Below are 24,004 nucleotides of genomic sequence, written 5' to 3'. Positions count from 1 at the left end.
TAAGGACCGACTTGACCTGGACCTCCACCCACTGGACCCGTGCCGTGGAGCGCATGCCTGTCGTCCAAAATGACCAGGGAACCAGGTGTCCCTGATCGGGAGCCCCCCGGGTCAGCATCCCTGATGACTGAGCTGAAACTACCATCCCGGGTCGATCCTAGTATCGAACATACGTTCGCGTCAAGGGAAACTTAGACCAGCCGTTTCCGGTGCGCTGATCCCGTAGATCTCGCCAAATTTGACCCACAGGTATCGCAGGTACGGCTCAGGGGTGAGGCGGCTGCCTGTGGCGCGCTGCAGGAGGTCCTGTGGGAAAAACTTCCGCCCGTGCCGGTGGACGTGCTTCCGCAGCCACTCAAGCAGCACCCGGAACTCCCCCCGGGCGAAATCCTCTGGGAGCGCGGGATGCTCCCGCAGGGCCGCAGCGAAGAGCTGGGCTGCCATCACGTTCCCCAGCGTGTAGGTGGGGAAGTAGCCGATGGAGCCGCTGGCCCAGTGGATGTCCTGCATCAGGCCGTCGGCGTCGCTGGGGGGCGTCACCCCCAGGTATTCGGCCATCCTGGCGTTCCAGGCCCCCGGGGCGTCCTCCACCCTGAGCGACCCCTCCACCAGGGCCTTCTCCAGCTCGAAGCGCAGGATGATGTGCAGGTTGTAGGTAACCTCGTCGGCCTCTACCCGAATCAAACTCGGCTGCACCTTGTTTACCGCCCGGTAGAATCCCTCCGCGTCTACCCCCGTGAGCTGCTCCGGGAAGAGCTCTCGCAGTCGGGGGAAGTAGTGCTGCCAAAACGGCCGGCTGCGCCCGACCAGGTTCTCCCACATCCGCGACTGGGACTCGTGGACGCCCAGGCTGGCGCCACCGGCAAGCGGGGTCCGCTCCAGGGAGGGAGCCATCCCCTGGTGGTACATAGCGTGGCCCGCCTCGTGGAAGATGGCGAAGACCGCCGGGTTGAAAAAGCGACGGTCGAACCGGGTGGTGATGCGGGCATCGTCACGGCTGAAGCTGGCGGCAAAGGGGTGCGGCGCCCGGTCGAGGCGGCCGCGGGAGATGTCGTAGCCGAAGGCCTGGACCACCTCCAGAGCGAAGCTCTGTTGCTTCGCCTCGTCGTATTCCTGGTGCAGAACGCTGTCATCCACCTGCGGCGCCGCAGCGATGGCGCGCACGAGCGGTACGATCCCCTCCCGCAGTCTGGCGAACAGCTCGGTCACCTCCCGCGAGGTCATCAACGGCTCGTAGAGGTCCAGCAGCGCGTCATAGGGGTGCTGGGCATATCCCAGGTAGTCGGCAGTGCGGCGGGCGTAGTCCACCATCTGCTGCAGGTGCGGACAGAAGGCGGCGAAGTCGTTGGCCGGACGGGCCTGCCGCCACGCCTCAATGCTCAGGCTGGAGGCGCGGCTGCGGGCGGCGACAAACTCGGAGGGGAGCTTCGTCGCCCGGTCATAGTCGCGCCGCGTCACGCGTACCAGTGCCGCCTCGTCGGAGTCGGGATCGAGCTGCTCCGCTGCCCGCTCCGCCGCCTCCAGCAGCTCCCCCGTGCGCCGGGAGGTGAACATCTCGTGGATGAGCCGGCTGAGGGTGGCCAGCTGCTCCGCCCGCGCCCTCCCACCGCCGGGAGGCATGTGGGTCTGCTGGTCCCAGCCCAGAACCCCGGCGGCGTGGCGCAGGTCGACGATGGGCGCCAGGTGCGCCCTGAGCTGCTCTATGGCTTCAGGGATTTGCGGCATCTCTGCCTCCTCTCAGGGACTGGCTATCGTCAGGGATGGGCTATCGCCTCCCACCAGTCTCCCTGAATCACATCTGAGAGATCAAACACCATGACGCCGTCGGTCTGGCGGGCGGCCGTGCGGATCGCTCGCCTGCCGCGCGCCCGGTCCGCGGCGTACAGCTGGAGCCAGATCCCTCCCAGCACCGGGGTGCCGCGCGTCACCTCCCGGGCGAGGGCCGCTCCGCCGGCGACGCTGCGCCAGGGCGGCCTCCTCTGGAAGAGGGCCTCTCGCGGTGAGAGCGAGGGGTAGTACAGGCCAGCAATCAGGTAGTCCAGGTGGGGGAGCAGGGAGGCCTCGCCCCACGCCGGGGTCCAGGCCGAAAACAGCGGGGGTGCGTCGGGACGACCCCAGTTCTGTCCGACCTCATACGCCGTGGGATACCACGCCCCCACGTACATGGCCAGCGGGATCCCCGGGCGAATTCGGCGTACTAACTGTCCGGCTGCCCGCACAAATTCCCGGATCACACGGGCGCGCCACGCCACCCAGGCGCCAAAGAGGGGCCCTCGGCGCAGGCTCTCCCCGGAGGGCCGGAGGACCTCGTCCGGCCAGCGGACGAGCGGACGGTCCAGCGCCGCCTCGAATCGGGCCCGGGTCAGCTCGGAGAAGTCGGCCGACAAGGCGGAATAGCGCGCCCGGTCCAGGACTATCCCGTCGATGGGGTAGCGCGAGACGATCTCCCACAGGACGGCCAGCTCGTAGAGCTGCACCTCGGGGTGCGCAGGGTTGGTAAAGACGATGGCCCCAGGCGTCCCCGCTCCGGAGGCCAGCGTGACGCCTGCCTCCCCCGGCGTCCCGGTCGCGTGCACCTCCCGCCACGCGGGTCGCTCAAAGGCCAGGCCCACCCCCTCGCGGTCCAGCCCCGCACCGAAGACGTTGACTGCGACGTGTACCTGCAGCCCCGCTGCGTGTGCCTCCTCGATCACCGTGGCCAGCGGGTCGAACGCCTCCGGGTACCATTCCCGCGGCGGAGGGTAGGACGGGGAAAAGGATCGCGCCACCGGGGAGGTCCGGATATGCGGGGCGAAGCCGGACTCGTAGGTGACAAACCCCCAGGCGTTCTTCGCCTCGGGGATAAGGGTATCTATGCCGGCCGCCCGAACCCGGGCTACCAGACCTCGGATGGCCGCCCGGCTGCTCAGCAGCGGGAGGTTCGCCGATACCTCGATCCAGAGCGCACGGCGGGGCAGCCAGGAGGGACGGTCGGGGGCGGCCGTGGGGGCGGGATCGACCGCGGCGGCGGCCGCATGCCAGGCAGGTCCCGCCGGCCACGCCAGCAGCACGGCCGCGGCCAGCAGCACCCGCAGCGCGGCTCCGTACCCGGGCATCACGACGCGTTAAGCGGGGGCAGGGAGGCCCAGGGAGCACGTCCGGGGAATTCTCCACGGTACGGCTCGGGGTCTCCAACAATGCGCCGTGCGCATTGCTGGGGTGAGCTAGCGCCCCGCCCCGCCGCGGCGCCGGTCCAGCCCGACGAACCGGCTGTGCTCCTTGTCGAAGTACAGCTCCACCGTCCCGGTGGGACCGTTTCGGTGCTTGGAAAGGATGATCTCGGCAATGTTCTTCTTCTCGGTGTTCTCGTTGTAGTAGTCTTCCCGGTAGATAAAAAGCACCAGGTCGGCCACCTGCTCCAGCTCGCCACTCTCTCTGAGGTGAGACAACTGCGGCCTCCGGTTCCCCAACGCCTCCACCGCCCTGGAGAGCTGCGAGATGGCGATCACCGGGACGTCCAGCTCCTTGGCCAGAGACTTGGTCGCCCGGGCGATCTCCGAGATCTCCTGGGTGCGGTTCTCCGTCCGCTTGTAAGACTGGATCATCTGCAGATAGTCGATGATGATCAGCCCCAGCCCCTGCTCCGCCTTCAGCTTGCGGGCCTTGGCCCGCATCTCGATGACGTTGATGGCGGCGCTGTCGTCAATGAAGATGGGCGCCTCGGAGAGGCGGGCCATGGCGTGGGCCAGCCTGGGCCAGTCGCTGTCGGAGAGGAACCCGGTGCGCAGCCTCGACCCGTCCACCTCTGCCTCCGCGGCCAGCATCCGCTGCACCACCTGCTCGCTGCTGGTCTCCAGGCTGAAGATGGCCACCGGCGTCTTCTGCTGCAGCGCGGCGTGCTGCGCGATGTTCAGGCAGAACGTGGTGTTGTGCACGCAGACGTCGTTGGCGATGAAGTTGTGCGTCCGCGGCACGGTGAGGTCATACACCTGGAAGGCGCCGGCCTCCTCCACGGCGACCACGGTATCCCACATCACGTCCACCTCCTGCAGGAGGGAGCGCTGCTGGTTCCGCGCCCAGCGGCGCAGCCGCTCCCACCCCAAGACGCCCACCTCCCGGATCAGCGGGACCATTCCCGCCGGTCCGACGCGCAGGGAAGTTCCCGCGATCACGGAGGGCACTCCGAAGCGCAGCAGCAGGTGCTGCACCTGGCGGGCCACACGGGGGGAGGGCATCTCGGCTTCCAGCGTCAGGTGCTCACCCTCTCCGCCGATCTGGCCGCAGGCCGCAAGCAAGCGGTTCAGGAAGAGGGCGAGCTTCTCCCGCCGCAGGGTGGCCACCTCTGCGGGGATGAAGCGTGTGGCGGACGGCCCGTCCAGCCCTCGGTAGCGCGCCCGCAGGACGTCCACCGCCTCCGCCACCGGGGAGCCCCCGGAGATGACCGTGCCGGCTGGCCGGGCACGCTCCGCCTGCCGGCCCAGGCGGATGGCGTCCGCCACAGCCACGGCGTCGGCGAAATCCGCGGCCAGGAGAGGGGAGGCGGGCAGGCGGCCGCTGGTGAGGTAGGCGAGCAGCCGCACCTCGTGCGCCGGCAGGTCCAGCGCGCCGAACACGGGAAGGCGCCGGGGCACGGCCACCAGGGCGCCGGGGGAGAGGTCGTGGAGGGCGCACCAACCGTGCGGGGTCAAAAAGGGGTGGGAGAGCGTGGTTTCCACCTCCCGCCCGCTGGCCAGCCGCACGCGGAAGACCGGCCTGATCCCGTCGTCCACGAAGTGGCTGGGGGCGGTGGGAGACAGTCTCATGGAGTCGTCGAGGGTGAAAAGGGAGGCCTGGCGCGCCCCCACGACCTCCTGGATCGTGCGGACGGCACCCGTCTGGGCGTCAACGATCTCGGTGTCGTACTTGAGGCACTTGCCCATAGCCGGCCGGGCGGCCACGATGATCAGGTCGGCGGGCTGCAGCCCGGCGGTCAGGCGGTCCAGATCGACGAACCCGGTGGGCACCCCGGTGACGGTGCCCTTGTCCTGGTAGCGGCGGTCGATGCGGTCAAAGGACTCCTGGAGCACCTCCCGGATGGGCAGGAAATCCTGGGTCATTCGCCGGCTGGCAATGCCAAAGACCAGCTTCTCCGCCTGGTCGAGGAGCACTTCCACATCCTGCTCTTCGCGGAACCCCATGCCCACGATCTCGGTCCCCGCGGCTATCAACTGCCTGAGAAGCGACTTCTGGAGGACCAGCCGTGCGTAGTACTCGACATTGGCCGCCGTGGGGACGGCGTCCAGCAGGGAGGTGACGTACGCCGCGCCGCCGATATCCTCCAGCTGGCCCCGCGCCTTCAACCGGTCGGTCACGGTGATCAGATCCACCGGTTCTCCCCGCTCGAACAGGTCCACCATAGCGTCGTAGATGCGGCGGTGCGCTTCCCGGTAGAAGTCCTCGCCCCGGAGCATCTCCACAACCCGAGCGATGGCGTCCCGCTCCAGCAGCATCGAGCCCAGGACGCCCTGCTCGGCCTCGATGCTCTGCGGGGGAACCCGCTCCAACGGCACGACCCGCATGGATTTCCTCCCAAGACCTCTGGCCACCTCTACTATCGAACAAATGTTTGATTCTTTCAAGGGCCTGACTGCTCGGTCCTTCCGAGCCATCCAACATCCCCCTTCGAATTGGAACGGCCCATTGTGAGTTCCCTTGTGGAGAAACCCTGATTTGGCGCCAGGTTCCGGGTATTTCCGGTGGATAACCTGGGGATGACGGGGACAGCCGGAGCGCTCAGGCCTGGAATAGGTGAGGGAGGGCCTCCTGTACGGTGGCCACCGGGACCACTTCCAGGCCCCGGGGCGCCTCCCCTACGTCGGCCAGGTTTTCTGCGGGGAGGAGCACCTTGCGCATCCCGGCCTGCCGGGCGCCGACCAGCTTCTCGGGGATGCCACCAACCTGCCGCACCTTCCCCTGGATGGAGACCTCTCCGGTCATGGCCACGTCCTGGCGGATCGGGCGACGCTGCACCGCGCTCATCATGGCCACGACCATGGCCAGGCCGGCGCTGGGCCCGTCGATTAACCCTCCCCCGATGATATTGACGTGCAGGTCGAAGTCAGAGAGGTCAATCCCGGCCACAGCGCGCAGCACCGCCGCCGCGTTGAAGACCGAGTCCCGGGCCATGCTGCCGGCGGTCTCGTTGAAGCGGATGGTCCCCTGACCGGGACGGGCGGCGGGAAAGGCCGCCGCCTCTACCTCGACGAGCGACCCGACGAAGTTGGCCACACCCAGGGCGAAGGCGCGACCGATCTCCTGCTTCTCCCCACTGCGGGGCGGGACCGAGGGCGAGAGGCGGCTGGCGCGGATGACCTCCAGGAGGTCCGCCCGTCCGATGCGCACGCGCCCCCGCCGGCCGCGGCGACGGTGCAGGGCCACACCGTAGGCGTCGGCCAGCAGGCTCACCGCCTTGCGCCCCTCGGCCGTGTACTCACCGACCAGCCCGGGGACCTCGCGTGCCAGTTCGACGCCAAGCCGACGGGCCGCGGCCCGGACGATGCGTCGGATGTGCTCTGGGGACAGGGGGTCGAAATACACCTCCGCGCACCGGGAGCGGATCATCGGGCTGATCTCCTCGGGATCCTTGGTGGTGGCCCCGATGAGAACGAAGTCGGCGGGGGCCCCGTGCTCGAAGAGGCGCCGCACGTATGCCGGCAGCGCCGGGTCGTCCGGGTCGTAGGAGGGGGAGGCGAAGTATACCCGCCGGTCCTCCAGCACCTTGAGCAGGCGGGCCTGCGCCGCCGCGTCCAGCTCCCCCACCTCGTCGATGAACAGCACGCCTCCGTGCGCTCTGGTGACCAGGCCCAGTCTGAGCTCGGGCGGGCCGCTGTCTGTTGGGCCATGATGCCCGCCCAGGTGGATGGGGTCGCAGACGGAGCCCAGGAGGGGGTCGGCTGTCTCGCGCAGGTCCCAGCGCAGGGCGGCTCCGTTCACCTCCACAAATGGCGCATCAGGCGCAAACGGGGCGAAGGGCAGCCGTTTGGCTTCCTCCAGGACAAGCCGGGCCACAGTCGTCTTGCCCACGCCGGGAGGTCCGTACAGGATGACGTGCTGGGGGAAGGGGACGGCAATCTTGCTGAGCAGCGCCCGCACCGCCCGCTCCTGCCCCACCACCTGCCGCAGCGTGCGCGGCCGCAGCCGCTCCAGCACCGGGCGGGCCACGTGGACCCGCTCCAGACGATCCAGCGCCTCCAGCCGGCGCGCGCTTTCCGGCGTTTCCCCGCCGCCCAACTCCTGCAGCACCTGCAGACGCAGCTCCTGCAGGAACGCTCGTTGGCGTCGCAGCAGCAGCTCCTGTACCCGGCGTTCCACCTCAGCGCTCACAGTCTTGCGGGCGAGGGCCTCCACTTCGCGGCGGACGCGCGCTCCTCCCCGGAGCCGGCGCGGCGATCGGTGCAGGGGGAAGCGGACAGCCATGAAACACCCTCACCTCCGCCCGACCACGTTGACGGCGACCCGAACCAGCCGGCCGGTGGGCAGGCGCACCGCCACGCGGTGGAACCCCTCGACGCGGATGGGGTGCTCCAGCTCTACCTGCTTCTTGTCCACCGGGAAGCCGCGCTGGCGCAGCGCATCAGCGACCTGCTGCGCCGTGACAGCACCGAAGAGGCGCCCCTCCGCGCCGGCGCGCGCCGGAATCTCCAGGGTCAGAGCGGAGAGGGCCTGCGCCAGCTGCTCGGTCTCCCGTTGCATCCGGGCACGACGCTGCTCCTCTGCCTGCCGCAGCACCTCGCGGGCCCGGATCGCCCCCGCGGTCGCCTCGCGGGCCAACCCCCGGGGGAGGAGGTAGTTGCGGGCGTAGCCTTCCTTAACCTCGACCAGCGTGCCGGCCCGCCCCAGCGCCGGAACGTCCTGCAATAGGATGACCTTCACGGCTTCGCCTCCGCCGGGGCTGCCCGCCGCGCCAGCCGCTCCCGCAGGGGAAAAACGGAGTCGACCAGGCCCACGATCAGCAGCAGGTTGCTGAAGAGGGGGTTGAACGCCAGCCACAGCAGCAGCAGGACGCGGAGGGCCCGGTGCAGGCGGTACCGCCCCAGGAAGACCCACCCCACGATCAGTCCCTGGACCAGCAGGGCCACCGAGAGCAATGCCAGGAGGTTGAGGCCAAGGTCCGAGGGGACGGGCAGGAGGGCAGGGGGCAGAGTGCTGCGCAGCCGATCGGACAGGGACGTCACCGGCTGCCACCCCAGGGCTGAGATCAGCCAGGCCAGGGGCAACAGCCACAGGGCCAAGCCAGGCAATCGCCAGGTCGACGCCGGGGGCAGCGCCGGCAGGGGGTGGCCGACCCGGCGCAGGATCGGCCGGGCGACCTCGTAGTTCAGCCAGCCGGTGGTCACCGCCGTGGTCACGAAGCCGAAGAGCACCAGCCGCGGCATCAGGTCCAGCACCGCCAGCATGGTGCGGCGATAGGACTCCGCCGCCTCCTGGCCGAGACCCAGCCGCCCGTAGAGGGAGGCCGCACCCTCCATCTGCTGGCGCATGGTCAACACCATCTCGCTGTACTGCTGCACCGGATTGATCCCCAGGAAGGCCAGCAGCAGCAGCCCGTTGGCCACCAGCGACACTCCTGAAACCAGGACCGCTACCCCCACAATGGCCGGCCCACTCCACCCCCGCCGCGCCCCCAAGCCCACCATGATGCCGAATGGAGCCACTGCCACGAGGATCCCCACGCCGGTCAGCAGGTCTCCGGAGAGCACACCGGCCACCAGGCCGGAAACCACTGCTGCCAGCACCGCCGGCCGCACGCCGTGGCGGATCGTGAGTACCATCAAGGGGAGGGGCATCAGGAAGGTCGTGGCCAGTACGGCCAGCGGGACGTACCGCGTAAGGAGAGCCAGTACTGCCACCAGGGCAGCCTGAATCGCGCCCTCGGTCAGGCCTCGTGTGCTGAGACGGGTACGCCTCATTGTCCTTCCGGGGTCTCCGGTGCGCCAGGGTAATGCGAAGAGGCGGGGATGATCCCCGCCTCTATCGTACTGTCGTCCTCTGGCGCCTGGCTATACCGAACAGCGCTACGCGCTGGACAACTGCGTCAAGAGGGGCCAAATTGGCCCTCTAATGGGCCACAACGTCGCAGGATGCCCTATTCGCTGGTATAGGGTAGCATGGCCAGCTCTCTGGCCCGTTTGATCGCCACCGCCAGTGACCGCTGGTGCCTGGCACAGGTCCCGGAGATCCGCCGCGGCAGGATCTTTCCCCGCTCCGTGACATAGCGGCGCAGCTTGCCGGCATCCTTATAGTCGATAAAAGTGGCTTTTTCGGCGCAAAAAGCGCAGACTTTGCGCTTGGGACGCCGGCGCCACTGCTTGCGGTCACTCTTCTCCTTCTCGCGGTCGGCCATGGGACCCTCCCCAGTTCCGCCCCGGACCGGACCCGGTCCGGTCTAGAACGGCACGTCCTCCTCCTCAGGTTCGAAATCCGCGGCGGCCGGCTCCGGTGCCGCCGTCGCTGCCTGGGCGCCCTTGCGGTCGAGGAACCGCACGGCGTCGGCCACCACTTCGGCCACCTTGCGCTTTTGCCCGTCCTGGGTCTCATAGGAACGGATCTGCAGCCGTCCCTCCACAGCCACCAGCCGCCCCTTGCTCAGGTGCTGCGAGACCTGGTCGGCCAGCTTGCGCCAGGCCACGATGTCGATGAAGTCGGTCTCCCGCTCGCCCGCCTGGTTGGTGAACGGGCGGTCCACCGCCAGGGTGAACGAGGCCACGGGCTGACCGCTGGGCACGTACCGCAGTTCTGGGTCGCGGGTGAGGCGACCAATCAGGATCACCCGGTTCAGCACGGCACCCTCCTAGGTTCCCTCGGGGCCGCCGCGGTCGGCGGACGGCTCCACTGCCACAGGCTCGTGGGCCGCGCGCGGCTCGGCGGACGGCGCGGGGACGGCCTTGACCGCCGGCAGCGGGCCCTCGGCCTTGACGATCAGCAGCCGCATCACCTCGTCCATGATGCGGGTCAACCGCTTGAACTCCGGGATGTGGGCGCTGTCAATGGTGAAGCGGGTCAGCACGTAGATCCCCTCACGGAACTTCCGCAGCGGATAGGCCAGCCGGCGCTTGCCCCACACCTCCACATGGTCCACGCTGCCGCCCTGCTCGGTCACGCGCTGACCGATGCGGTCGACCGCAGCCCGCACGGCGTCCGGCTCCAGATCCGGCCGGACGATATAGACCATCTCGTACTGAGGCATCCCTTCCCTCCCCTGGACTCCCGACAGCCGCCGGGGGCCCTGCCGACGCCTGGCGGCGGGCAGGGCAGGAGCTTTGCAAGACACCCAATTATAGCATCGGCCGGGGGCAGGGCAATTTGCAGGGGTGCGGGGCTCTCAGGGCGAGGAGCTTTCAGGGCGCGGGGCATGCACAGCCGTTCCCACCTCGCAGGAACTCGGGGACGCTTCCGAGTATACTGAAAGTAGTGGACTGTAAGGCCAAGGTAATGCCCCGGAGAGCAGGTTGGCGGGCATGACCGTATGCAGCGTGGTCAAATAGGCAGCGTCTCCGATCCGTGTGTTCCGCCTGGAACATACGGGCGATAGGGTGAGGGGAGCAATCCCTTCGCCTGCCGGCTGCAAAGGAGGCGACCCGAACAGGGCCCGCCTCTTTATGTTTTGGTTGGGGGGGTTTGCAAGGGTCCAGGGAAAGGAGGGGGGTGCCCATGGAGCGGTCGCTCGACATCGCGTCCCAGGCGATGCTAGAGGTCGCCCAGCGCCGTGGGATCGCTACGGTATGGGATCGCTTTCAAGCCCAGCAGCCCCAGTGCGGCTTTGGGCTGACGGGGCTGTGCTGCCGGATGTGCCTCCAGGGGCCGTGCCGCATCGACCCGTTCGGCGAAGGCCCCCGGACCGGCACCTGCGGGGCCAGCGCGGATACCATCGTGGCGCGAAATCTGGCCCGGATGATCGCCGCGGGCACCGCCTCCCACTCCGGGCACGCCAAGCACCTGGCGCACACTATGCTCAGGGCCGGCCGTGGGGAGGCCTCGGACTATCCGGTCAAGGACGAGGCTAAGCTCCGGGAGGTGGCCACCCGGGTGGGGATCCCGTTAGACGGGAAGGATACCCAGGCACTTATGGGCGAGGTGGCCGCCGCGGCCCTGGCCGAGTTCTCCGAAAAGGAGGCACCGCTGACGTGGGCCGCGACCACCGTAACGCCGGGCCGCGTCCAGACCTTTCTCAAGTATGGCGTGGTGCCCACCAGCATCGATGGGGCCGTGGCTGAGGTCATGCACCGTACCACGTACGGTACTGACGCCGACCCGGCAAACATCCTGCTTGGCGGGATCAAGTGCGCGCTGGCCGACTACGCCGGAATGCACATAGCCACCGACCTGGCCGACATCCTGTTTGGCGTCCCCAGACCCGTGGTCTCTCGGGCCAATCTAGGGGTGCTTAAGGCGGATGCCGTCAACATCGCCCTCCACGGCCACAACCCTGTGCTCTCAGACGTTATCGTGCAGGTCGCTTCCGAGATGCAGGATGAGGCTCGTGCCGCTGGAGCCGCTGACGGCCTCAACCTGGTCGGGATCTGCTGTACCGGGAATGAAGTGCTCATGCGCCACGGCATCCCGCCAGCCACACACTCTGTATCCCAGGAACTGGCCATCCTCACCGGGGCCCTGGACGCCATGGTTGTGGACTACCAGTGCATCATGCCCAGTCTGGCCAATGTCGCTGAGTGCTACCACACCCAGCTCGTCACCACCATGCCCATCAGCAAGATCCCGGGGGCACGCCACGTTGAATTTCACGAAGGCCACGCCCGCGCCTCTGCCCGTGAGATCATACGCCTGGCCATCGACGCCTACCGCAGGCGCGACCCGGCCAAGGTCAACATCCCTACGCACGCCAGCGCCGCTGTCGCTGGCTTCTCCAGCGAGGCCATCCTAGGCGCCCTGGCGGCGGTGAACAAAGATGACCCCTTGAAACCTCTGATCGACAACATCGTCAGCGGCAACATCCTGGGCATCTGTCTCTTCGCCGGGTGTAATAATGTCCGGGTCACCCAGGACTCTGGCTTTGTCTCCCTGGCCAAGGAGCTGGCCAAGGAGAACGTGCTCCTCCTGGCTACGGGCTGCGGCGCTGGCGCCTATGCCCGACACGGCCTCCTCACCTCCGATGCAGCCCGAGAGTATGCAGGACCCGGGCTCGGCGCGGTCCTGGGCGCGGTGGGCCAGGCGGTGGGCCTCGACTCTTCCCTGCCTCTGGTGCTCCATATGGGCTCCTGCGTGGACAACACCCGCGCCGCCGACGTGGCCGTAGCCGTGGCCAACAAGCTCGGCGTTGACCTGGACAAGCTTCCGGTGGTGGCCAGCGCCCCTGAGGCAACTACCGAGAAAGCCATCGCCATCGGCACCTGGGCTGTGGCCGCTGGCCTTCCGGTGCACGTGGGCGTGGTCCCACCGGTACTGGGAGGTCCTGCCGTGACCCGGCTCCTCACCGAAGGGGTTAAGGAACTCTTCGGCGGCTACTTCATCGTCGAGCCCGATCCGGTGGCCGCAGCCCGGAAGCTGCTCCAGGCGATCCGCGAGCGGCGAGCTACGCTGGGGGTTTGAGGGGCCTGCCATGAAGCACATCTTCGTCCGCTTGGACCGTTGCACGGGATGTCGCGAGTGCGAGCTCGCCTGCGCGGTGGAGCATTCCGCCTCGAAGGAACTCTTCACCGCCATCTTCGAGACACCGCCCCCCAAGAAGCGCCTGTACGTTGAGTCGTCCGACGGGCGCAACATTCCCATACTGTGCCGCCACTGCGACGATGCCCCCTGCCTGGCGGCCTGCCTGAGCGGGGCGATCTACCGCGACTGGGACCGCCAGGGCGTCGTGACCCAGCGCACCGACAAGTGCATCGGCTGCTGGACCTGCATCATGGTCTGCCCCTACGGCGTTATCGGCCGCCGGCTGGACGGGGGACGGTGGGTGGCGGCCAAGTGTGACCGCTGCCCGGATCGGGCCATTCCGGCCTGCGTGGAAGCCTGTCCGACCAAAGCGCTGGTTTACGCTGAGCCCGAAGAGTGGGCCGCTATCGCTCGGCGGACCGCAGCTACCATGCTGGCCGGACAGGAGGGCTAAGGTATGCGGCACCTGATTATCGGCAACGGCGCAGCGGGCAATGCCGCAGCCCAGGCCATTCGCCGGCGCGACCCTTCCAGCGAGATCACCATCGTCTCCGACGAGCTCCATGCAGCCTACTACCGCCCGCTGCTGCCCTACCTCCTCCACGATGCGCCCGAGGCACAGCATCTCCATCGCGATCCTCTCCACCTCCCCAGGGATGTGATGGTGCATCTGGGCGCGCGGGTAAGGGCTGTGGTCCCCGCGGAAGCACGCGTCATCCTGGACGACGGCCGTACCCTTGCCTACGATAGACTGCTCATCGCCACGGGCGCGTCCCCCGCACTTCCGCCCATTGATGGCGTGCCCGGCCCCGGCAGCTTCGTGCTGCGCACGCTGGATGACGCCACTGTCCTCAAGGCCGCTGTGCGGGCCATCGGCCCTTCCTCTCCCGCCGTCATTGTCGGCGGCGGGCGCATCGGGACGAAGGTTGCTCTTGGCCTGCGCCACCTGGGGCTGTCGGTGACCATTGTGGAGATGTTGCCCTGGATCGTTCCTCAGCAGCTTGACGCCCCTGCGGCCGAGATAGTCCAGGCGGCGCTACAAGCCCAGGGCATTGAGATGATCTTTGGCCGTACCGTCCGTGCCCTCTGCCGGCAGGAGGGTCGCCTGCGCGGCGTCGTCCTCGACGACGGAACAGAGCTCGCTGCCGGCCTTGTGGTGATAGCCACGGGCGTCCGGGCAAACGCGGATATCGCCCGTACGGCCGGGCTGGCCACGCGGCACGGCATCCTCGTCAATCGCTTCCTGCAGACCAGCTATCCCCAGATTTACGCCGCGGGAGATGTGGTGGAAACGGCCGATGTGGTGACCGGGGAGCCCGTTGTCAGCGGCACGTGGACCAACGCAGTGTTCATGGGCCAGGTTGCTGGAGAGAACATGGCTGGCGGATCGCGGGAGTACCCCGGCGCCTGGGGGCTGCTCAACGCGGTGGAGCTGGCCGGCATCCCGGTCATCTCCGCTGGATTGATCCATCCTCCCCAGGAAGGCTACGACGTGCACGCACACCGTCGCGACCGGGTGTACCGCAAGCTCGTCTTTCGCGGCGGGACGCTTGTGGGCTTCATCCTGGTGGGCGAGGTAGAGGGTGCCGGGGTCTACACGGCCCTGATCCGGGAGCGCGTGGACGTTAGCCCGTGGAAGGAGGTGCTCATTCAGAAAGGCACCTGCGCACCTTTCGTGCGTGCACTACGCACATTCCCTGAGGCCTACGCGGCCTAGAGTTTAACCTAAGACAGGCACCTCCGCTCAAACCGCAAAGCGGAAGGTGATCACGTCGCCGTCCTGCACCTGGTAGGAACGCCCCTCCAGCCTGAGCAGCCCGCGCTCGCGGGCCTGATGCAGCCCGCCAACCGCCACCAGGGCCTGCCAGGGGATGACCTCCGCGCGGATGAAGCCCTGGGCCATGTCCGTGTGAATCCTCCCCGCCGCCTCTACGGCCGTCGTCCCCCGCACCACCGGCCAGGCACGCACCTCCGCCGAGACCACGCTGAAGAAGGTCACGTAGCCCAGCAGGGTGTATGCCGCCCGCACTAAGCGGGGCAGTGCGGCCTCCTCTCCCGTCACCGCCCGGAACTCCGCAGCCTCCTCCGGCAACAGGTCGGCAAGCTCGGACTCCAGTCGCGCGTCCACCACCACGATGGCCGCGTCCTGGGCCTCGGCGTGCCGCACCAGGCCCTGGACCCGCGGGTCCTGCGGCGCGACCCCCTCGGAGATGTTGGCCACATAGATGACCGGGCGACAGGTGAGCAGGTGCCACCGACTCACCTGCTCCGCCTCCACGGGGTGCAGGTGCAGCCGCCGCACGGGGATGCCCCGCTGCAGTGCCTCCCGCAGACGGTCGGTCAGGGCCAGCTCCTGCTGCGCCCCCCTTGCCCCACTGCGGGCCCGTGGGGCAACCTTTTCCCGGACCCGTTCCACCGTGGACAGGTCGGCCAGGGCCAGTTCGGTCTCCACGATCTCGGCATCGCGCAGGGGATCCAGCGCGCCCTCCACGTGCGGCACATCCGCCGCTTCGAAGACACGGACCACGTGCACCAGGGCGTCCACCTCGCGGATGTGCGCCAGGAACTGGTTGCCCAGGCCCTCGCCCCGGTGGGCGCCGCGAACCAGCCCGGCGATGTCCACGAACTCCACCGCGGCCGGGACGACGCGCTGGGGGTGGGTGACGCTGGCGATGGCACCCAGGCGCTCGTCGGGCACCGCTACCATCCCCCGGTTGGGGTCGATAGTGGTGAAAGGATAGGCGGCCACAGGCGCGCCCGCTCTGGCCAGCGCGTTCAGCAGCGTGGACTTGCCGGCGTTGGGCAAACCGACGATCCCGACCCGCAGCGCCACAGATTCAGGGGCCGGTGAGATCACCCCGGGGACCGGATGAGGAGTCTATGGAGGCGGCGCGGCGCACGAACTGGCGGATGCGCCGTTCCAGCTTCACCCGGGGCATGAGGACACTGCGACCGCAGCCCATGCAGCGGATGCGCACATCCGCCCCCAGGCGGACGATCTCCCACTGATCGCTGCCGCAGGGGTGCGCCTTGCGCGTGCGCACCACATCCCCGACGTTCAACTTGACGATTGCCACCGTCCATCCCCGGCTGCCACAGGGCCGATGCTCCATAACCCCCAGCATCTGGAGGCCGACGGGTGCGCCAGGCTACCGCCCCGAGACCAGAGCGTCCACCGGCGCGAAGTCGTCGGTGAGCAGCGGCACGTCGTCGGTGCGGATCGGAGCCGTGTAGAGGGCCGCCGCCGCCTCCGCCAGTCCTTCCACGTGCGCAGACACCACCCTGGCCCGCCCCAGGACCTGCTGCGGGGACAGCGGCGGTTCCGCGGTCCCGACGATAATGATGTTGCGCAGGAGCTCCGGGCTGCCAAGGCCGCCGTACCCCACCGGAAAGACGTACACGGTGGGGAAGACAGCGCGAAAGGTCTTGTAGATCGCCCGGAAGAGCCGACTGCTCCCGCCCTCCAGCGCCCCGATCACGTTGCTGGCTACGACACCGCCGGGCGCCAGCCGCGTCGCGGCCAGCTCGAAGAACTCGCGCGTCGCCAGGTGGAAGGGGATGGTGTCGATCAGGTAGGCATCCAGCAGGATGATGTGGAAGCGCTGCGGGGAGCGCAGCAGGAAGATCCGGCCGTCCTCCGCCACCACCCGCAGCCGGCGGCTGGCCGGCAGCCCAAACCAGCGTCGCGCTGTCTCCACCACAGCGGGATCCAGCTCCGCCACGTCCACCTCCACCCAGGGGTACTCGCGCAGGTAGCGGCGCGGAACCGTTCCGCCGCCCAGCCCGATCATGGCCACGCGCACCCGGCCATGCTCCAGGGCCCGCGGCATGAGGGCCACGGGCAGGTGCATGTAGGTGCTGTACTGGAAGACCTCCCGCTCCGGATTCTCCAGGTCGAGGGCACTCTGCCAGTAGTTGTCCAGCCGCAGGTAACGGACGCCCCCTTCGTCGGAGACGCTGATTCTGTGGTAGACGGTGTCGCGCTCGAAAACCACCGGTGCCCCCGGGTCGGCCCACGCGGCCGCCGCGCCCGCCGTGGCCAGCACCACCGCCAGCCCGGCCGCGGCCGCCGCCGGACGGCGCCGCGCCACCAGGAGCCCGGCGGCGGCCAGGACCATCATAGCCACCCCCAGACCGTGGATGATGCTGCGCACGCCGAAGGCATTGAGGAGGACGAAGGCGGCGACCAGCGCGCCGCTGATGGAACCCAGTGTGGAGAGGGCGTACAGCACACCAGCCACGTTGCCCACCGTACTCACAGTGCGCGCCCGCAGGCGGACGGCGAAGGGGGAGACCATCCCCATTACCACGGTGGGCAGGAAGAAGAGGATGGTCGCCGCTGCCAGCGGGCCGGCCCGCGGACCCGCATCCGCCAGCACCAGCGCCTGCATCACCTGGCGGGAGAGAAGGGGAATAGGAAAGGTCAGCGCGCCGGCCAGGAAGACCAGGGCGCTGAAAAGGGCGGGCGACGGCCGGTAGTCGGCCACCCGGCCGCCCACCAGGTAGCCCAGGCTGAGCCCCGCCAGGAAGACACCGATCAGGCTGCCCCAGACGTACACGGAGTTCCCGAAGAACGGAGCCAGGACCCGGCTGGCCACGATCTCCAGCGCCAGGAGCACACCGCCGCTTGTGAAGACGATCACTTCCAGCACAATGCGCCTCCTCCACCCGCGGGGGTGCGCGTCAGGAACTCGGCAGGAGGCCTCGGGGATCCTAGCCTGCGTTACGCCTCGGCGCCCACCGGCGTGCGCCGTTCGATGATCAGCTCGCCTCGCTGGAAGTCTACCACGGCCAGGTCCCCTTCGCGCAGCTCGCCGGCCAGGATGCGCCTGGCCAGGGCATTCTCCACCGCCCGCTGGATCAGCCGGCGCAGCGGGCGGGCGCCGAAGTCGGGGTTGTAGCCCTCGCGCGCCAGGTAGTCCCGGGCCGCGGCGGTCACCTCCAGGCCGATCTTCTCCGCGGCCAGCCGCCGCCGCAGGTCGCCCAGCTGCAGGTCCACGATCTGCCGCAGCTCCTCCAGGCCCAGGGGGCGGAAGACGATGATCTCGTCGATGCGGTTGAGGAACTCCGGGCGGAAGGCCTTGCGCACGTCGTCCAGCACCTGGATGCGAGCCATCTGGAACTGCGCCTCCTGCCCGGGCTCCAGCCGCTGCAGGTAGCGGCCGCCGATGTTGCTGGTCATGATGACCACGGTGTTCTTAAAGTCCACGGTGCGGCCGTGGCCGTCGGTCAGGCGTCCGTCCTCCATAATTTGCAGGAGGACGTTGAAAACGTCGGTATGCGCCTTTTCCACCTCGTCGAAGAGGACCACGCGGTAGGGGCGGCGGCGCACCGCCTCGGTGAGCTGTCCGCCCTCCTCGTAGCCCACGTAGCCCGGGGGAGCGCCGATCAGCCGGCTGACGGTGTGCCGCTCCTGGTACTCCGACATGTCCAAGCGGACCATGGCCTCCTCGTCGTCGAAGAGCAGGGCGGCCAGCGCACGCGCCAGCTCCGTCTTGCCCACCCCGGTGGGGCCCAGGAAGAGGAAGGAGCCGATGGGCCGGCGCGGGTCCTTGAGGCCGGCGCGGGCCCGGCGGATGGCGTCGGCAACCGCCTGCACCGCCTCATCCTGGCCGATGATGCGCTGGTGCAGCCGCTCCTCCAGGTGGAGCAGCTTGGCCATCTCACCTTCCATCAGCCGGGTCACCGGGATCCCCGTCCAGCGGGAGACGACCTCGGCGATGTCCTCCGGCTCCACCTCCTCTTTGAGAAGCCGCCGTCCCTGCTGGATCTCCCGCAGCTTGGCCTCCTGAGCGGCCAGCTGCTTCTGCAGGTCGGGCACGGTCCCGTAGCGCAGCCGCGCCGCCGCTTCCAGATCGGCCTTGCGCTCGGCATCCTCGATCTGCCGGCGGGCCTCCTCGATCCGCTGCTTGGTCTCCCGGATGGCCTGAATCGCCCGCTTCTCCTCCTCCCACTGCGCGCGCAGCTCCTCGGACTGGCGGCGCAGCTCCGCCAGCTCCTCCTCCAGGCGCTCCAGACGCTCCCGGCTGCTGGCATCGGACTCGCGGCGCAAGGCCTCGCGCTCGATCTCCAGCTGCATGATCCGCCGGTCTACCTCGTCCAGCTCCGCCGGCTTGCTGTCGATCTCCGTGCGTAGGCGTGCCGCCGCCTCGTCAATGAGGTCGATGGCCTTGTCGGGTAGGAAGCGCTCGGTGATGTAGCGGTGCGAGAGGGTGGCTGCGGCGATGACCGCCGCGTCGGTGATGCGCACCCCGTGGTGCACTTCGTAGCGCTCCTTCAGGCCGCGGAGGATGGAGATGGTGTCCTCCACCGAGGGCTCGTCCACGAACACGGGCTGGAAACGCCGTTCCAGAGCGGCGTCCTTCTCCACGTGCTTGCGGTACTCGTCCAGGGTGGTGGCCCCGATGGTGTGCAGCTCCCCCCGGGCCAGCATGGGTTTGAGCATGTTGGCCGCGTCGATGGCCCCCTCGGCGGCGCCGGCCCCCACCACGGTGTGCAGCTCGTCAATGAAGAGGATGATGCCCCCCTGGGACTCGGCGATCTCCTTGAGCACCGCCTTCAGCCGATCCTCGAACTCCCCCCGGTACTTGGTCCCCGCCAGCAGCGCGCCCATGTCCAGCTGGAAGATGCGTTTGTCCTTCAGCCCCTCGGGGACGTCCTTGCGCACGATGCGCTGCGCCAGCCCCTCGACGATGGCTGTCTTGCCCACCCCGGGGTCGCCGATGAGGACAGGGTTGTTCTTCGTCCGCCGGGAGAGCACCTGGATGACGCGGCGGATCTCGTCGTCCCGCCCGATCACCGGGTCCAGCTTGCCCTGGGCCGCCAGCGCGGTCAGCTCCCGCCCGTACCGCTCCAGCACCTGGTACTTGGACTCGGGGTTGGGGTCGGTGACCCGCTGGTGCCCCCGCACCTCCTGCAGCACGCGGTAGATCCCCTCAGAGGTAACCCCCGCCTCGCGCAGGGTGCGGGCCGCAGCGTCGCCCTCCTCCCGCACCGCCGCTAGGAGGAGATGCTCGGTGCTCACGTACTCATCGCTGAGCCTCTGGGCCTCCTCCTGCGCGCCGTGCAGGACCCGCTGCAGCCGAGGGGTGATGAACAGCCCTTCCCCGGCCGGTGCGCCGACGACCCGGGGCCGCCGCTCCAGCTCCGCGTCCAGCCGGGTGCGCAGGATGCGAGGATCCGTCCCCAGGCGGGCGATCACGCGAGGGACGACGCCCTCGGGCTGGTCCAGCAGCGCCAGGAGCACGTGCTCCACATCCACCTGCTGGTGCCCCCGGGCCCGCGCCTGCTCCTGCGCCGCCAGCAGCGCCTCCTGCGCCTTCTCCGTCAACCGGTCAAAACGCATGGCCATGGCCGTCCAGCTCCTTCGCCCCGCCAGGCTACTTCAGCCCCAGGGACTCCCGGGGATTCTCCCGGCGGCGCTGTCGCATCTCCTCGAAGACCCGCCGCTCCTGCTCGCTCAGGCGAACGGGCAGGACCACTTTCACCCGGACCAATTGGTCGCCCCGACCTCCCCCCGGCCGGGGCATGCCCAGGCCGCGCAGGCGGAAGGTTTGCCCGTTCTGCGTCTCCGCTGGGATCTTCATGGAGACCTTCCCTTCCAGCGTGGGCACCTCTATCTCCGCACCGAGCAGCGCCTCGGTCAGCGCCACCGGCACCTCCACCTGCACGTCATCTCCCTGCCGCACAAATAGCGCGTGCGGGCGCACGGTCACCGTGAGGTAGACGTCGCTGCCGTCCAGGGCGCCCGGCAGGCGGATCTTCTGCCCGCTGCGGATGCCTCTGGGAATGGTGACGTCAAGCCGCCGGGACCTCCCGTCCAGCCGCAGCGTTACCGATTTCTGCGCGCCGCGGAAGGCCTCTTCCAGGGAGATCTCCAGCGACGCTTCAGCCGCCGGCTCGGTCCTGGAGCTGCCGGCCGCCTGCCGCAGCAACTCCTCCACGCCGACTGGACCGCCCCGGCTGCCCCGCCCTCGCGCGGCGGAGACCGCGCCTCCACCGAAGAACTGGCGGAAGAAGTCGCTGAACCCGAGCAAATCCTCCAGGTTTCCTTCCTCGATGGTGACGGTGAATCCCCCGGGCGCCTGCGCCCACCCGCCGGGGACGCCACGAAAGAGCTCCTGCCAGTGCACTCCGCCGCGGCGGTAGGCCTCGTAGATCTGGTCGTAACGCGCTCGCTTCTGCGCGTCGCCCAGCACCTGGTAGGCCTCGTTGATCTCCTTAAACCGCTCCTCCGCTCCGGCTGCCTTGTTCACGTCGGGGTGGTACTGGCGGGCGAGGCGCTTGTAGGCCCGGCTGATAGTCTTGGCGTCCGCCGTGGGCTCCACGCCCAGGATCCGGTAGTAGTCCTTGAACTCCATCCCCACCAGCCCCGGCGGCTCCGGTTACCCCTCCCGCGCCACCCGCACGCGAGCGGGCCGCAAGACCTCGTCGCCGATGAGGTAGCCGCGCTGCACCTCCGCCACCACCGTCCCGCTGGGGTGCTCGGCGGAGGCGGACACCACTTCCACCGCGTCGTGGTAGCGGGCGTCGAACGGCTTCCCCACCGTCTCGAACGGCCGCACCCCCATGTTCGCCAGCAGCTCGAGCACCTGGCGGTGCGTCATCCGGATCCCCTCAACGATGGAAGCCGCAGCGTCGCTCTGCCCGCTGTACTCCAGCGCCCGCTCGATGTTGTCCACCACCGAGAGGATCACGGCCAGCATGGCGCGGCGGGTCCGCTCCACCGCTTCCTCCCGCGCCCGGGCCGCCTGCTTCTTGTAGTTCTCCAGGTCGGCGGCGGCGTGAAGAAACTGCTGCCAGTGCTGCTCCGCCTCCGCCTTATACCGCGCCAGCTCCGCCGTCAGCTCCTCCACGGTGGGGACGGCGGTCCCTGCCACTTCCTCCCCGCCGGCTGGCGCCGCCTGGCCTGCTTCCCCGGCCGGCGCCTGGGGGACCTCAGGCGTACCCACGGCCAGCGGCTCCTCCGCCTCGCCGTTGACGGGCCTGGCTTTGCGCTCGGTCATCTCTTTACCTCAACGGCCGGCGGCTAGCTATCCGTCCGCCGGTACTCGGCGTCGATGACGTCGTCGCCGGGCTTGGTCTCGCCGCCGGCGCCGGGAGAGCTCCCCGAGCCGGCCGGAGTGCCGGCTGTGGCCTTGTACATCTCCTCGGCCAGCTTGTAGGAGGCCTGCTGCAGCGCGTCGGTCGCCCGGCGGATGCGCTCAGTGTCCTCAGTGCCCAGAGCCTCCCGCAGCTCCTTCAGCGCCGCCTCCACGCGCTGCCGCTCGTCGGCGGAGACCTTCTGCCCCACCTCCTTGAGCATCCGCTCCGTCTGGTAGGCCACGCTGTCGCCGCGGTTCCGGATCTCGGCGGCCTCGCGCTTGCGTCGGTCCTCCTCGGCAAAGCGCTCCGCCTCCTTGACCATCCTCTCCACCTCGTCCTTGGCCAGGGTGGAGGTCCCGGTGATCTTGATGGACTGCTCCCGACCGGTGGCGCGGTCCCGCGCCGCCACGTTGAGGATGCCGTTGGCGTCGATGTCGAAGGTCACCTCGATCTGCGGCACGCCGCGGGGCGCCGGGGGGATGCCGTCCAGGATGAAGCGCCCCAGGGTTCGGTTGTCACGGGCCATGGGCCGCTCCCCCTGCAGGACGTGCACCTCCACCTGCGTCTGACCGTCCTGCGCCGTGGTGAAGACCTCGCTCTTGCGGGTGGGGATGGTGGTGTTGCGCGGCACCAGGACGGTCATCACGCCGCCCAGGGTCTCCACGCCCAGCGACAGCGGGGTGACGTCCAGCAGGACCACATCGCGCACCTGCCCGGCCAGCACGCCCGCCTGGATCGCCGCCCCCACGGCCACCACCTCGTCGGGGTGGACCTCCTTGTTGGGCTCCTTCCCGGTGAGCCGCCGTACCAGTTCCTGGATCATGGGCATACGGGTGGCGCCGCCCACCAGGATGACCTCGTCCAGGTCTCGCTCGGTCATCTTGGCGTCGCTGAGGGCCTGCTTCAGCGGCCCGATGCACCGCTCCACCAGGTCGGCGGTCAGCTCCTCGAGCTTGGCCCGGGTGAGCACGTAGTCCAGGTGCTTGGGGCCGGTGGCGTCGGCGGTGATAAAGGGCAGGTTGATGGTGGTCTGCACCACGGTGGAGAGCTCCACCTTGGCCCGCTCCGCCGCCTCGCGCAGCCGCTGCAGCGCCTGGCGGTCCTTGCGCAGGTCGATCCCCTGCTCCTTGCGGAACTCATCGGCCAGCCAGTTGACGATGCGCTCGTCCCAGTCGTCGCCGCCCAGGTGCGTGTCGCCGCTGGTGGCCTTCACCTCGAAGACGCCCTCGCCGATCTCCAGGATGGTCACGTCGAAAGTGCCCCCGCCCAGGTCAAAGACCAGCACGGTCTCTGCGCCCTTCTTATCCAGGCCATAGGCCAGGGCCGAGGCGGTGGGCTCGTTGATGATGCGCAGCACCTTGAGGCCGGCGATCTCCCCGGCGTTCTTGGTGGCGGTGCGCTGCGCGTCGTTGAAATAGGCCGGAACCGTGATCACCGCCTCGGTGATCTTCTCCCCCAGGTAGGCCTCCGCGTCCGTCTTCAGCTTCTGCAGGATCATGGCGGAGATCTCCTCGGGGGTAAAGGTCTTGCCGGCCGCGGGGATTCGGGCCACGGCCATCCCGTTGCTACCCTCCTCCACCTTGTAGGGCACCATGCGCCGCTCGGTCTCCACCTCGCTGAAGCGCCGGCCCATGAAGCGTTTGATGGAGTAGATGGTGTTCTCCGGGTTGAGCACGGCCTGGCGCTTGGCCATCTGCCCGACCAGCCGCTCCCCCGTCTTGGTGAAGCCGACCACGGAGGGCGTGAGACGGCTGCCCTCCGCGTTGGGGATCACCTGCACCTCACCGCCCACCATGGTGGCGATGACGGAGTTGGTGGTTCCCAGGTCAATACCCACGACCCGTCCCACGACTACTCAACCTCCACCTTGATGGTCTTGGCCTTTGCCCGCTCCGCCTTGGGCATGCGGATCTCCAGGATGCCGTTCTTGAAGGTGGCTTTGGCCTGGTCCGACTGCACCGAGACGGGCAGGGTCACGGTGCGCTCGAAGGCGCCGTAGCGCAGCTCCCTCCGGTAGTAACTGCGCCCCTTCTGCTCATGCTCCGCGCGGGCCTCGCCCTTCACCGCCAGCGTGTCCTCCGAAACCGTGACGTCCACGCTCTTGGGGTCGATGCCCGGCATTTCTGCCCGGAAAACTACGTCGTCCTCGGTCTCAAAGAGCTCCACCGCCGGCTCCCACACGGTAGGCGCCAGGGCCCGACCTGGTCGCCGGGTGAAGAACTCGTCGAAGAGCCGTTCCATGGACTCGCGCAGAGACGCCAGTTCGTCAAATGGATCCCACCGCCTGATGCTCATC

At 68.8% G+C, this 24,004-nt stretch carries 20 protein-coding genes and 1 riboswitch; of the genes, 3 read left to right on the top strand and 17 right to left on the bottom strand.

Translation table 11 applies throughout. The annotated features are described in order from the left end of the window. Nucleotides 1–180 precede the first annotated feature (180 nt). The 9 genes from QN152_06215 to rpsF form a co-directional block, all read right to left on the bottom strand. Complete coding sequence (locus tag QN152_06215) at nucleotides 181–1,725, bottom strand: carboxypeptidase M32 (protein MDR7539115.1); 1,545 nt, start codon at nucleotides 1,723–1,725, stop codon at nucleotides 181–183. A gap of 29 nt (nucleotides 1,726–1,754) precedes the next feature. Continuing rightward, nucleotides 1,755–3,095: a family 10 glycosylhydrolase gene (locus QN152_06210; protein MDR7539114.1), complete on the bottom strand. Its 1,341-nt coding sequence runs from the start codon at nucleotides 3,093–3,095 to the stop codon at nucleotides 1,755–1,757. Between the two features lie 108 nt (nucleotides 3,096–3,203). Beyond that, on the bottom strand, nucleotides 3,204–5,537 hold the full coding sequence (dnaB, locus tag QN152_06205; GenBank protein ID MDR7539113.1) for a replicative DNA helicase: 2,334 nt from the start codon (nucleotides 5,535–5,537) through the stop codon (nucleotides 3,204–3,206). A 214-nt stretch (nucleotides 5,538–5,751) separates the two neighbouring features. After that, nucleotides 5,752–7,434 carry a Lon family ATP-dependent protease gene (lonC, locus tag QN152_06200; protein ID MDR7539112.1) on the bottom strand — a complete coding sequence of 561 codons (1,683 nt, stop codon included), beginning with the start codon at nucleotides 7,432–7,434 and terminating at the stop codon, nucleotides 5,752–5,754. A 9-nt stretch (nucleotides 7,435–7,443) separates the two neighbouring features. Continuing rightward, nucleotides 7,444–7,890 carry a 50S ribosomal protein L9 gene (gene rplI / locus QN152_06195; protein MDR7539111.1) on the bottom strand — a complete coding sequence of 149 codons (447 nt, stop codon included), beginning with the start codon at nucleotides 7,888–7,890 and terminating at the stop codon, nucleotides 7,444–7,446. Further along, nucleotides 7,887–8,927 (bottom strand): DUF2232 domain-containing protein, encoded by a 1,041-nt coding sequence (locus tag QN152_06190; protein ID MDR7539110.1) that lies wholly within the window; start codon nucleotides 8,925–8,927, stop codon nucleotides 7,887–7,889. The genes rplI and QN152_06190 overlap by 4 nt, the downstream gene beginning before the upstream one ends. 176 nt (nucleotides 8,928–9,103) lie before the next feature. Continuing rightward, the gene (rpsR, locus tag QN152_06185; GenBank protein MDR7539109.1) at nucleotides 9,104–9,361 is read right to left on the bottom strand and encodes a 30S ribosomal protein S18; all 258 of its coding nucleotides are present in this window, start codon (nucleotides 9,359–9,361) and stop codon (nucleotides 9,104–9,106) included. Nucleotides 9,362–9,403: 42 nt separating this feature from the next. Continuing rightward, entirely contained in the window at nucleotides 9,404–9,799 is a 396-nt protein-coding gene (gene ssb, locus QN152_06180; GenBank protein ID MDR7539108.1) for a single-stranded DNA-binding protein, read from the bottom strand. Between the two features lie 9 nt (nucleotides 9,800–9,808). After that, on the bottom strand, nucleotides 9,809–10,204 hold the full coding sequence (rpsF, locus tag QN152_06175; GenBank protein MDR7539107.1) for a 30S ribosomal protein S6: 396 nt from the start codon (nucleotides 10,202–10,204) through the stop codon (nucleotides 9,809–9,811). Between the two features lie 293 nt (nucleotides 10,205–10,497). Next, nucleotides 10,498–10,606: riboswitch (molybdenum cofactor riboswitch) on the top strand. A gap of 62 nt (nucleotides 10,607–10,668) precedes the next feature. Here rpsF and cooS point away from each other — a divergent pair. From cooS to QN152_06160, 3 genes are read left to right on the top strand one after another with little or no spacing between them, the layout of a single operon-like run. After that, the gene (gene cooS, locus QN152_06170; protein ID MDR7539106.1) at nucleotides 10,669–12,564 is read left to right on the top strand and encodes an anaerobic carbon-monoxide dehydrogenase catalytic subunit; all 1,896 of its coding nucleotides are present in this window, start codon (nucleotides 10,669–10,671) and stop codon (nucleotides 12,562–12,564) included. Nucleotides 12,565–12,574: 10 nt separating this feature from the next. After that, on the top strand, nucleotides 12,575–13,078 hold the full coding sequence (locus QN152_06165) for a 4Fe-4S dicluster domain-containing protein (protein ID MDR7539105.1): 504 nt from the start codon (nucleotides 12,575–12,577) through the stop codon (nucleotides 13,076–13,078). A 3-nt stretch (nucleotides 13,079–13,081) separates the two neighbouring features. Continuing rightward, nucleotides 13,082–14,341: an FAD-dependent oxidoreductase gene (locus tag QN152_06160; GenBank protein ID MDR7539104.1), complete on the top strand. Its 1,260-nt coding sequence runs from the start codon at nucleotides 13,082–13,084 to the stop codon at nucleotides 14,339–14,341. A 27-nt stretch (nucleotides 14,342–14,368) separates the two neighbouring features. On the opposite strand, the gene ychF is transcribed toward QN152_06160, so the two are convergent. The 8 genes from ychF to QN152_06120 all read right to left on the bottom strand — a co-directional run bounded on the left by ychF (nucleotide 14,369) and on the right by QN152_06120 (nucleotide 24,003). Further along, on the bottom strand, nucleotides 14,369–15,457 hold the full coding sequence (ychF, locus tag QN152_06155) for a redox-regulated ATPase YchF (protein ID MDR7539103.1): 1,089 nt from the start codon (nucleotides 15,455–15,457) through the stop codon (nucleotides 14,369–14,371). Between the two features lie 4 nt (nucleotides 15,458–15,461). Continuing rightward, the gene (locus QN152_06150; GenBank protein MDR7539102.1) at nucleotides 15,462–15,701 is read right to left on the bottom strand and encodes a DUF951 domain-containing protein; all 240 of its coding nucleotides are present in this window, start codon (nucleotides 15,699–15,701) and stop codon (nucleotides 15,462–15,464) included. A 72-nt stretch (nucleotides 15,702–15,773) separates the two neighbouring features. Continuing rightward, nucleotides 15,774–17,276 carry a fused MFS/spermidine synthase gene (locus tag QN152_06145; GenBank protein MDR7539101.1) on the bottom strand — a complete coding sequence of 501 codons (1,503 nt, stop codon included), beginning with the start codon at nucleotides 17,274–17,276 and terminating at the stop codon, nucleotides 15,774–15,776. A 71-nt stretch (nucleotides 17,277–17,347) separates the two neighbouring features. Further along, nucleotides 17,348–19,969 carry an ATP-dependent chaperone ClpB gene (gene clpB, locus QN152_06140; protein MDR7539100.1) on the bottom strand — a complete coding sequence of 874 codons (2,622 nt, stop codon included), beginning with the start codon at nucleotides 19,967–19,969 and terminating at the stop codon, nucleotides 17,348–17,350. A gap of 34 nt (nucleotides 19,970–20,003) precedes the next feature. Beyond that, complete coding sequence (locus QN152_06135; GenBank protein ID MDR7539099.1) at nucleotides 20,004–20,984, bottom strand: DnaJ C-terminal domain-containing protein; 981 nt, start codon at nucleotides 20,982–20,984, stop codon at nucleotides 20,004–20,006. Between the two features lie 24 nt (nucleotides 20,985–21,008). Beyond that, nucleotides 21,009–21,629: a nucleotide exchange factor GrpE gene (locus QN152_06130; GenBank protein ID MDR7539098.1), complete on the bottom strand. Its 621-nt coding sequence runs from the start codon at nucleotides 21,627–21,629 to the stop codon at nucleotides 21,009–21,011. Nucleotides 21,630–21,652: 23 nt separating this feature from the next. Next, a complete protein-coding gene (dnaK, locus tag QN152_06125; protein MDR7539097.1) occupies nucleotides 21,653–23,557 on the bottom strand; it encodes a molecular chaperone DnaK in 1,905 nt (634 codons plus the stop codon). Nucleotides 23,558–23,559: 2 nt separating this feature from the next. After that, entirely contained in the window at nucleotides 23,560–24,003 is a 444-nt protein-coding gene (locus tag QN152_06120) for an Hsp20/alpha crystallin family protein (protein MDR7539096.1), read from the bottom strand. Between the last annotated feature and the right edge of the window lies 1 nt (nucleotide 24,004).

Source organism: Armatimonadota bacterium (assembly GCA_031459715.1).
Lineage (GTDB): Bacteria > Sysuimicrobiota > Sysuimicrobiia > Sysuimicrobiales > Humicultoraceae > Humicultor > Humicultor tengchongensis.
This window is presented reverse-complemented; position numbering and strand designations above follow the sequence as displayed.